This window comes from Azospirillum formosense (genome assembly GCF_013340925.1).
Lineage (GTDB): Bacteria > Pseudomonadota > Alphaproteobacteria > Azospirillales > Azospirillaceae > Azospirillum > Azospirillum formosense.
The window spans coordinates 1-10,419 of sequence record NZ_WHOR01000206.1 but is presented as its reverse complement, the minus strand read 5'-3'; the positions used below and the strand labels follow the sequence as shown (position 1 = coordinate 10,419).

At 72.7% G+C, this 10,419-nt stretch carries 8 protein-coding genes; 1 reads left to right on the top strand and 7 read right to left on the bottom strand.

Annotated elements, in window-relative coordinates:
• Positions 1 to 135: 135 nt before the first annotated feature.
• Positions 136 to 756, top strand: a complete 621-nt coding sequence (locus GBZ26_RS21635) for a hypothetical protein (RefSeq protein ID WP_174440620.1) — start codon at positions 136 to 138, stop codon at positions 754 to 756.
• Between the two features lie 22 nt (positions 757 to 778).
• Here GBZ26_RS21635 and GBZ26_RS21630 read toward each other — a convergent pair whose 3' ends face one another.
• From GBZ26_RS21630 to GBZ26_RS21600, 7 genes are all read right to left on the bottom strand, one after another.
• Positions 779 to 1,819, bottom strand: a complete 1,041-nt coding sequence (locus tag GBZ26_RS21630; RefSeq protein WP_174440619.1) for a TRAP transporter substrate-binding protein — start codon at positions 1,817 to 1,819, stop codon at positions 779 to 781.
• Positions 1,820 to 1,834: 15 nt separating this feature from the next.
• Positions 1,835 to 3,979: an adenylate/guanylate cyclase domain-containing protein gene (locus GBZ26_RS21625; protein ID WP_174440618.1), complete on the bottom strand. Its 2,145-nt coding sequence runs from the start codon at positions 3,977 to 3,979 to the stop codon at positions 1,835 to 1,837.
• 44 nt (positions 3,980 to 4,023) lie between these two features.
• On the bottom strand, positions 4,024 to 4,551 hold the full coding sequence (locus GBZ26_RS21620) for a GNAT family N-acetyltransferase (protein WP_174440617.1): 528 nt from the start codon (positions 4,549 to 4,551) through the stop codon (positions 4,024 to 4,026).
• Positions 4,548 to 7,049: an MFS transporter gene (locus GBZ26_RS21615; protein WP_174440616.1), complete on the bottom strand. Its 2,502-nt coding sequence runs from the start codon at positions 7,047 to 7,049 to the stop codon at positions 4,548 to 4,550. The genes GBZ26_RS21620 and GBZ26_RS21615 overlap by 4 nt, the downstream gene beginning before the upstream one ends.
• A gap of 2 nt (positions 7,050 to 7,051) precedes the next feature.
• Positions 7,052 to 8,233, bottom strand: a complete 1,182-nt coding sequence (locus tag GBZ26_RS21610) for an ABC transporter substrate binding protein (protein ID WP_174440615.1) — start codon at positions 8,231 to 8,233, stop codon at positions 7,052 to 7,054.
• Positions 8,230 to 9,411 carry an alanine racemase gene (gene alr / locus GBZ26_RS21605; RefSeq protein WP_174440614.1) on the bottom strand — a complete coding sequence of 394 codons (1,182 nt, stop codon included), beginning with the start codon at positions 9,409 to 9,411 and terminating at the stop codon, positions 8,230 to 8,232. The genes GBZ26_RS21610 and alr overlap by 4 nt, the downstream gene beginning before the upstream one ends.
• Positions 9,408 to 10,419: patatin-like phospholipase family protein (locus GBZ26_RS21600; protein ID WP_174440613.1), on the bottom strand; the 1,012-nt coding region annotated here is incomplete at its 5' end. The genes GBZ26_RS21600 and alr, both read right to left, overlap by 4 nt.

The window sequence follows — 10,419 nt, the reverse complement described above, 5'->3', positions numbered from 1 at the left end:
CCAAACGCCCCCCCGGGGGCACCCACCGCACCCACCCCGAAAGCCCCCCGGAGCGTTGGGAGGGGAGAAAACCCATGGCCCCCCAACCCGCGTCCCGCGCCCCCGGGGGGGGCCGCCCCCTCGGTCGCCCCCCATTTGCCGTCCCGACCGCCGCTTCCCTTCGATCCCGCCGCGCCCGCCCATGAGCGCGGTCTGGCGCTGGCGTCGGCGCTGCCGGTGCCGCTCAGGACCGTTCTCGCCTCCGGACGGGTGGAGCGCCGGCCGCGATTCGGCGACCGCGGTTTCGACGGGGTCACCGAGGAGTGGACGCCACCGGACGGCGTGAGCGGCCAGCATGCCCTGATGGCGCGGCGCGCGCTCGACGAGCTGACCGGCTCCGTCCTGGCCCCGGCCTCGCCCGACCATCTGCTGGCCCGCGTCCTCGCCCTGCTCAGCCACTATCCGGCCAAGGGAACCGCGCCGGAGGTGGAGCATCTGGTCGCGCTCGACTGGGCGGAGGACCTTGGCGAGTTCCCGGCCTGGGCGGTCGACGCGGCGGCGCGGACCTGGCGCCGCACGCAGAAATGGCGCCCGTCCATCGCGGAGATGCGGGCGCTGTGCGAGGAGGCCTGCGCGCCGGACTGGGCGCTGGCGCGGCGGCTTTCGGTGATCGCGGCGGCAGGCGCGTCCGGAGACGGGGCGGGCGGGGGGACCGGCCACAGCCGCGCCGGCCGGCTGCGCGCGCTGGCCGGGGGAGCAGTCCGGCGGATGGGATGAGCGGACCGCCCGGCCGCACCGCTTACGGCGTCCGCTCCTCGCGGATCGCCCGTTCGAAGGCGGCCAGCATCTCCACCCCTTCGGCGCCGAACCGCCGCTCGATGGCCTGCCGGACCGCGGGCTGGGTGACCTTGCGGAACGCCTCCGCCTCGCGCGGGGTCAGCGTGTGGACCTCCATGCGCTGCGCCAGCGGCGGCAGGCCGCGGTCCGAGGATTCGATCAGGCGGCTGAGGCCGCGGCTGGCGACGACGCCCAGCCGGGCGGCGTTCATCACGGCCGCGCGGTCGCTGGGGGCGAGGTCGTCCAGGAACTTGGCGTTCATCACCCAGACATAGGGGAGGAACAGGTGGTTGCTCAGCGTCAGGTGGCGCTGCACCTCGTCGAAGCGGGCGAAGCGGACGATCGGCACCGGATTCATCTGGCCGTCCACCGCACCGGTGCCCAGCGCGTTGTAGAGGTCCGACCAGGCGACGTTGACCGGCGTGCCGCCCAGGCTGCCGATCATGGTGCGGTGCGTCTCCAGATCCATGGTGCGGATCTTCAGCCCCTTCATGTCCTCGGGCTGGCGGATCGGGCGCTTGGAGTTGGTGATGGTGAACAGCCCGCCCGGATCGCCGAAGCCCAGCACGGCGACTCCCGCCTTGCGCCGGATCTCCTCGGCCAGTCGGTGGCCGAAGGAGCCGTCGAAGACGTCGTAGGCGTTGGCGACCGAGGAGTAGGCGAAGGGCAGGTCGATGACCGCCAGCATCGGGTAGAGCGGCGCCACCCCGCCGACCGAGGAGATGGCCGACTGGATGGTCCCCTGGCGGACCAGCTTCACCGCGTCGCCGTCGCGGCCCATCTGGCCCTCGGGAAAGATCTCCACGCGCACGCGCCTCTCGGTCGCCACCTCCACATGGTTCTTGAAGACGATCGCCATGGCCCCGGCGGTGTTGTCGAAGGCGTCGTTGCGGTTGGGGTGGGCCAGCTTGATGACCGTCTCGGCGGACACCCCGGCGGCGGCGAGCGCCAGCGCCAGTACCGTGCAGGCGGCCAACAGCCGCGCCGTCCATCTGCTTTTCATCGCGTCCTCTTCCGGCTACTTGGATTTGAAATGTTCGGCGGGGTCCCAGCCGTCGCCGGGCGGGTCGGCGATCAGCCGCTCGCAGCGCGCGATGTAGAGCCCGGCCAGCGCCGCCACCTCCGGCTCGCCGGCCAGGGGTTGGAGAAGCTCCAGGGCGGCCGACCAGCGCCGGCCGCGGTAGAGCGAGACGGCGACGTGCCACTGGCGGCACAGGTCGTGGGTTTCCGGCGGGCGGGCGAAGGCCGAATGTGGGTCGAGCGCGCCGACCAGCTCGAACAGCTCGATCGGCGCCGACAGGCCCGAGGGCACCGCGAGATCGACGGGCCGGAACAGGAAGCGCCCGCGCACCGCCTGCTCCACCGCCCCGGTGACCAGGATGCTGGTGCCGTAGACCTTGTTCAGCCCCTCGATGCGCGAGGCGAGATTTACGTGCGAGCCCAGCGCCGTGTACTGCATGCGGTCGGAGGAACCGACGTTGCCCACCACCACCTCCCCCAGATGCAGGCCGAAGCGGGTCGGCATCGGCGGCATGCCGGCGGCGAGGCAGGCGTCGTTGATGGCGCGGTTGACCGACAGGCAGCCGAGCGCGGCGAGGCAGGCGTGCTCCGCATGGTCCGGGTCGGGGCGCGGGGCGTTCCAGAAGGCCATGATGGCGTCGCCGATGAACTTGTCCACCGTGCCGCCATGGCCGTGGATGCAGGCGGTCATCCGCTCGAAATAGGTGGTCAGCCGGTCCAGGACCTGCTGCGGCGGCATGGCCTCGCTGGTCGCGGTGAAGCCGGCGATGTCGCTGAACAGGATGCTGAGGGGGCGCGTCTCGCCGCCCAGCTCGCCGCCGTCGCCGGTCACGATGATGTCGCGCACCAGCGCCTTGGGCACATAGGCGCCGAAGCGGCGCAGGCCGCCCTTCATGGCCTCCACGGCGCCGGCCAGCTCCGCCACTTCCTGCACGCGGGTGCGCACGGCGAAGCGGCCGGTCAGGTCGAAATGGCGGATGCGCTTGGTCTCCGACACGATGTCCTGCATCGGGCGGGTGAGCCGGTGCGACAGCCACAGCAGCAGCAGGACCGACACCGCCAGCAGCCCGGCGCCGATCACGACGATGCGGTAGGTGGCGCGGCGGAGGGAGCCGACGAACTCGCCCACCTCCACCGCCACGCCGACGGTCCAGCCGCTGCCGATCCCGTCGTTGGCCAGGGTCGCGAACTCGACGATGTAGTCGCGGCCCAGCGGCCCCAGAGGGGCGATGAAGCGGTCGCCGGCCCCGCTGTTGCGGCGCTCCACCGCCTCGGCCAGCACCGGGTCGGGGAAGGACGCGGTGGTGTGGAGCGCCGCCGCCGCGCCGTCGCCGCCGACCAGCAGGTCGGCCCGGTTGTGGCAGATCACCCGTCCGTTGCCGTCGATCACGAACACCGCCCCGGACGGCCCGATGCGCAGGGCGTCGAGCCGGGCCGCCAGCCGGTCCAGCGAGACGTCGGCCCCGATGGTGCCGATGGGCACGCCGTCGTCGGTGGCCATCCGGTAGGAGACGGTGACCACCGGGCGCCGGGTCGCCGGCAGGACGAAGGCGTCGGACATCACCGCCGACCCGGCCTTCTGCGCCGCCACGTACCAGGGGGCGGTGCGCGGGTCCTCCGTCGCCTCCGCCCGCTCCACGCCGGTGACCTGTCCCCAGGAGCGGAGGTAGAAATAGGAGTCGGCGAACCGGCCCGAACTGGCGTCCTGCATGCGCAGGGCGAGCGCGCTGCCGGGCGGCGGGATGGCCGGGCCGAAGCGCCCGCCGTCGGGGGCCAGCCGGGCCATCTGGAAGAAGGCCCCGTCCCCGGCGAATCCGACATAGAGCGAGGCGAGCTGCGGCAGGGTGGCCAGGGCGTCGGAGAAGTAACGCAGCGATTCGATGCGCCGCAGCCCGTTCCGGTCGATCCGCCCGAATCCGGCCATCGCCTCGGCGACGCGGGCCACCGGGCTGACCAGCCCGTTCAGGTCGTTGGTGACCGTCTGGGTGGTGCGCGCGATGGACTGCGACGCCACCTCCAGCGCGCTGCGGGAGTTCTCGTGGAAGAGGTAGCTGAGCATCACCGCGATCAGCGGCACCGTCGTCAGCAGGAAAGCCAGCGCGATTCCCACGCGCAGGCGTATCCGGTACGGCGTTTGGGACATCGGGCGGTCTCCGGAGGGCCAATGGAGCGGTGACAAGAGGAGCCTCAGCCGCCGGCCGGGGCGGACAGGTCGCGGACGAAGAGGAGGCGGTCGTGCCCGTCGTGCTTGGGCCTGCGCGCGAAGACGCGCATGCCGACCGACAGCATCCCGCGCACGCTGGCCGTGTTCTCGGGCCGCACGGTGGCGAACCAGTAGCGGTGCCGGTCCGGCGGCAGGACCCCCTGCGCGGCGGTTTCGATCAGGCGCCGGTGCAGCCCCTGCCCGCGGCGGTCGGGATGAACCAGGATGCCGGTGAAGTGCAGCGCCCGGTCGAGGTCACCCTCCGGAAGGCCGTAGTCGCGGCCCAGATTGTGGGCGGCCCGGCCGGGAAACTGCACGGCGAGGAAGGCGGCGAGACCATGGTCGGTCAGCGCGCCGAGAATCACGCCGTGCCCCGCCGCCGGACCGGCCAGCATGTCCGACAGCTCCGCCTCGCCGAGCGGGTGCATCAGCGGGCCGCAGGCCTCCCGCTGCAACTCCAGGGCGGCGCCCAGCGCGTCCGGGGTGAGAGGAGCGAAGCGCAGGCCGGTCACCGCCCGCCCTCCGCCTGCGAATGCGGCGTGCGCGACGGGACGGTCCGCCGCCACGTCAGCAGGGCGAAGAGCAGCAGGCTGCCGGCCAGCAGCCCGCCGATCATTCCCACCCCCTCCGGTCCGGCGCCCAGCGGGACGGCGGCGGCCAGCGTGCCGAACAGGAGCGGCCCGGCGGCCTGCCCCAGCTTGCGGGTGTTGACGTGCAGGGCCAGCACGGAATCGCGCCGCCGCGCCTCGCGCGCCGCCAGAAGCTCGGCGTGGCGGATCTGGGCGGACAGGCCGAAGCTCTCCGCGAGGCCGATCAGGAACACCGTGGCGAAGGCCGTCCACAGCGACGCCTGGAGACCGAAAAGGGCCAGCGCCCCGGCGATCATCGCCGCGGACAGCAGCGTCACCCCCGGAATCGGCAGGCGCCGCGCCGTCATGCGGGTCAGCAGCGGCCCGGCCAGCACGACGCACAGGCCGTGCAGCAGGTAGGCGCGGCCCACCGTCGCCGACGACAGGCCGAGGTCCGCGATGAACAGCGGCAGATAGAAGGGCAGGAACATCGCCGCGACCGCGGTGGGCAGGGATATCAGCGCCAGGAACAGCGGCACCGTGATGCGCCGCCGCCGCGGGCGGACTGTCCCGCCGCACGGCGAGGGGACGGGCGCGCAATGCGCGTCAGGCGGGACGGTTCCGGGCAGGCGGGGAACGCCGAAAGCGGTGTAGAGCAGCCCGGCGACCGGGATCACGGCCCCCCCGGCGAACACCGTCATCGGCCCGTAGGTGGTGGAGAGCAGGGCGCCCGACACGGCCCCGCAATTCACCCCGGCATACATGCCGGCGAACAGCCCCGATTGCAGGGCCGAGGTGTCGGAAACCCCGCGCAGCCGCCCGATCAGGGCGTTCGCGGCGATCAGCCCGGCCATGCCGCCGGCTCCGCTCAGCCCGCGGGCCAGCACGAACAGCAGCGGGTCGGCGGCCACCGCCGCCACGGCGGCCAGCGCCATCCCCGCCGCCGCCGCCGCGAAGCCGGCCAGCGAGACCGCCCGCCAGCCGAACCGGCCGGTCAGCCGTCCGGCGGCCAGCGCCGCGGCGACCCCGCAGAGCATTTCCGCCGTCAGAGGCGCCGCGGCCATCTGGGACGGTGACAGCAGGGGAAAGGGGGTCCCGCCGAAGCTGGTCATCAGCAGCGGGACGAAGGACACCGGCAGAAAGGCGCCGAAATACATCAGAAAGGCCGAGAAGCGGATGGAGCCGGCGACATCGCCGGTTCCACCCGCCACGGCCCGTCCGTCGCCGGAGCGCCGGGCCATCCGGGTCCGCCCGCCGAGCACGCGGTCCATCTCGAACATGAACAGCAGCGAGGTGACGAGGATGGTCGCCATGTCCAGACCGAACTCGGTCAGCTGCGCGGCCACCCGGTCGCCATCCACCACGGCCACCAGCTCGCGCGCCTCGCCGCCGCGGTCCTGGGCGAGCGGCCAGCGCAGCGTCACGTCCGGCATGTCCGACAGGAAGGGGACGCCGCCCACGATGTGGCGGGCGTCGTGGCTCGGCGGGGTGGCGCCGGGCATGGCCAGCTCGATGGATTGCAGGGTGGGCATGCTGCCGCGGATGCGCTCGAAATAATCGTCCACCCCGGCCAGCGACCCGTAGTCCAGCCCGCGCCGGACCACCGACTCGAGGTCGTTGCGGATCATCCGGGCGACGATCTGGGTCGCCTGTTCGGCGGCCTCCAGATGGGCGGTGGAGATCAGCGTGTAGCATTCCGCCGCCGCCGCGGTCTGGGCGGCCAGCATGGCGCCGAGCGCCAGCAGCCGGCGCAGGCGCTCCAGCCGGACCCGGCGGCCTTCCGACGCGCGGCGCAGCCCGAAGGCCATCGTCAGGCCGGTCAGGCCGAGGAAGCCGACCGTCCCCAGCCCCGTCCACAGGAGCTGCGGCAGGGTGCGGTCGCGGAACTCCTCGACGCGGTCGTCCACCCGCGCGCTGTCGGACTGGATGATCAGGAAGCCGGCGGGGGCGTCCGCTCCCCGGCCGTCCCGTTCCGCCTCGCCGGGGTTGCGGATCGGCAGATAGAGGGCGTAGGTGCCGTTGTCGGCGTCGTGCCGGAACCAGTGGGGGCGCCGCTCCAGCTCGACGCGGGCGCGGCGCAGGGTGGCTTCCGGCATCGGTTCCACGGGCCGCCCCCTGGCGGTGGCGACGACGCGTCCGGCCGCCACCGCCACCCCGATCCCCCGCGCCCAGGGCAGATTGGCGGCGAGCTGGTCGAGGATCGCCTCCAGCCCGTAGAAGTCGTCGAGCGGCTTGCCGTAGCCCAGCGCGTCCTGGACGTTCTCCACGGTCTTGCCGCCGACCACCGCGAAGGCGGCCATCAGCGTGCCCGCGTAATTCTGGCGGAAGGAGCCGAGATTGATGCTCAGGCTGAAGGCCAGCGTCACCCCCACCAGAAGCACCGACACCAGGAAGGCGCGGAGGGGGCCGGAGCGGCCTTGCGGGGCACCGGACGAGGCCATGGCTAGAGCACTCCGTGCAGGGAATCCGCCGCCAGCAGCGCCGGAAAGGGGATGCGGTAGCCGATGGCCGCCGCGGTCGCGGCGTTCCAGGCGATGGAAGGCGTGTCGAAATAGACCTGCGGCAGGTGGCGCAGCGGCTCGCCGGCCATGACGCGGGCGAGGGTGGCGGCGCCGAAATGGCCGATGCCCGCCATGTCGGCGCGGGCGATGCTCATCAGCGCGCCGCGTTCCACCTCCTCGGGGCCCAGTTGCGAGAAGGTCGGGATGCGCCGTTTCAGGAAGGGCCGGACCAGCGAGGAGAAGCGGTCCAGCGGCCAGCGCCCATAGGTGATGTAGACGGCATCCGCCTCGCGCGACAGCCCGTCCCAGGCGGCGGTCAGATCGACCTCGTAGCGGTATTGGTCGAGGTGGTCGATCGGCGCGCGGACGTGCCGCTCCACCAGTTCGAACCCGATCCGCTCGGCCGTCGCCTCGATGTCGGGCAGCGAGGCGATGGCCCGGCCCGTCGGGCTGTCGTCGTAGGCGATGCCCAGCCGCCGGAACCGGAAGGTCTTGTGGAAGATGGACAGCTGGCGCTGGAACCGCCGCGGGTCGAGATGCGCCCACACATGGTCGCGCCCGGTGTCGGTTTCCGCCGCGACGATCCCGGCGGCGATCGGATTGGTGCAGGAGAAGGCGAGGACCGGCACCCGGTGCGCGTCGGTCGCCAGGGCGACGCCCGCGACCGTTCCCATGACGATCATCAGGTCGATGTCGGGCGGGTCCTGCAGACGCCTCACCAGCGCGGCGGCGCCGTCGGGGGTCAGGTTGGTGGCGTGGGCGTCGGCGACGAAGTCGAGAACCGGGCTGTCGGCGTGCGTCGCCAGCCAGGACCACAGGGCGGCGGTGTCGGTCTGGCCCGGACGGTAGGGCATCCCCGTCAGCGCGCCGATCCAGCCCATCCGTTCCAGCTCGCCGAGAATGGCGGCGAGCGTCGCGGCGTAGTTGCCGTAGGGCATGGATTCGGCGTAGCCGACGCGCCAGCGCCGCGGCACGTCCCGGACCGACGGCAGGGGGCGGGGGGTGGCCAGCGCCGCGGCCGGCGGGCAGAGGACGCCGAGGCCGGCGGCGGCCGCGCCGGCCATCCAGCCGCGGCGGGTCATCGCGGCGGCTCCGGAAGCATCGGAGGAGGACTGTGGGCTCATTCCGGTTGCTCCCTCCCTGCGGAATTCGACCGGTAGCGGCGGACGATCCGCGGTCCGAGAAGCGGGACCGCGCTGGGGCGCAGTCCGGACCGCGCCGCGATGTCCTCCGCCGTGATCCGGTGATCGCCCTGCCGTCCGATCAGGACCGCCTCGTCGCCCGGCTGGACGTCGGGGATGTCCGTCACGTCGGCCAGCAGGCTGCTCATGAAGGGGCGGCCCAGGACGGGCGCCGGGCGGCCCCGGATCAACAGGACCCCGCCGGCCAGCCGGTGCAGATGGTGGCCGTCGGAGAAGCCGAAGGGCAGCACCGCCACGGGTGTGCGCCGGGGCGCCGCGCCGGCGGCGGCGTAATCGGCGATGTCGCCGGGCTCCAGCGCCGTCACGCGGGTGACGCGGGCCTTGACGCTCATCACCGGGGCCAGGGGGAGGGGCGAGTCCCCGTCCACCATGCGGATGCCGAACAGGGCGGCGCCGCAGCGCACCGCCGTGCAGCCGATGCGCGCCGCGGCTCCGGTCAGCAGGGGCCGGTCGAGCGCCGGGCTGCTGAGCGCGTGGACCAGCGGCGGCAGCAGTCCGGCGGCCCGCGCCGCGTCGACCGCCTCGCCGAACCGCTCCAGTTCGACCAGGCCGCCGTCCTCGTAGGGGCCATAGGCGCCGGACAGGTGGGTGTAGAGCCCCTCCAGCCGCAGCACCGGCGCGGCGGCGACCGCGGCCAGCAGGTCGGCCAGACCCGCCCGCGGCGCCCCGAGGCCGGCGAAGCCGGTGTCCACCCGGACATGAACGTCGACCGTCCGGCCGGCGCGGTTGGCGGCGGTGGCGAGCGCCCGCGCCTCCGCCGCGCTGGTGACGGTGGCGCCCAGCCGGTGCAGGGCGGGCAACCGCAGCTGGCTTTGCAGCGGCGGGTCGATGACCAGGATGGGAGCCGTGACGCCGGCCCGCCGCAGGGTGATCCCCTCGCCCATGTCGGCGACCACCAGCCCGTCGATCCCGAACCGCTGGAGCGCCCGCCCGACCGGCCCGGCGCCGTGGCCGTAGGCGTCCGCCTTCACCACCCCGAAGACGGCCTGGCCGGAGGGAAGGCCGCGGCGCAGCCGTTCCAGGTTCCGGCCGAGGGCGTGCAGATCGATGTCCGCCCAGGCGGTGGTGCTGCCCCGCCGGCCCGTCCGCGTTCCCGTCATGCAAGGAACTTCGCGCTGATGTCGGTCGAGGATTCCCTGCCGATCTTGTCGAAGTGCTGGTCCAGGAACTCCTCGGCCTTGTGGCGGCCCGTTTCGAACATGTACATCAGGAAGTCCCAGTCGGCGTTCAGCTTGCTGGTGACGCCCAGCTTCTCCACGACCTCTTCGGCGTCGACGGTGTGGATGTGCATCTTCTTGTGCTTCTCCGGGCTGAGTTCGCCGGAGTCGATCAGCTTGGAGACGAAGTCGACGACGCGCAGCTCGCGCATCATGCTGGAGTTGAAGCTGAGCGTGTTGACGCGGTCCATGATCTCGCGGGCGGTGCGCGGCGGCACCGGCACGCGGACCGGGTTGATCTGGACGATCAGGATGTCGCGGCTGTCGCACTGGTCGATCAGCGGGAACAGCGGCGGGTTGCCGGAATAGCCGCCGTCCCAATAGAAGGCGTTGCCGACCTGCACCGCCTGGAACAGGAAGGGCAGGCAGGCCGAGGCGAGCACCGCGTCCACCGAGATGTCCTTCGGGCCGAACACCTTCAGCCGGCCGGCGCAGACGTCGGTCGCCGCGATGAAGGTCTTGCAGGCCGGCGCCTTGCGCAGCCGCTTGAAGTCCACTACGTCCGACAGCACGTCGCGCAGCGGATTCTGGTTCATCGGGTTCAGCTCGTACGGCGACATCATGCGCGACAGCGCGTCGAACATCTGCCAGAGCGGGGAGAAGTCCATGTTCCCCTTGCTGAACATCTTGTCGAGCGGGGTCGGCTGGAGCGGCCCCTTCTTCGCCTCGTCGGAGATGCGGCGCCAGAATTCGCGCAGCTTGCTCCGCGCGCCCTCGTGGCCGCCGATGGTCAGGCCATAGGCGGTGACGGCGCAGTTCATGGCGCCGGCGCTGGTGCCGACGATGCCGTCGATGGTCAGGCGCCCGTCCTCCAGGATGCGGTCGATCACGCCCCAGGTGAAGGAGCCGTGGGCGCCGCCCCCCTGGAGCGCCAAGTTGATCGGCTTGGCG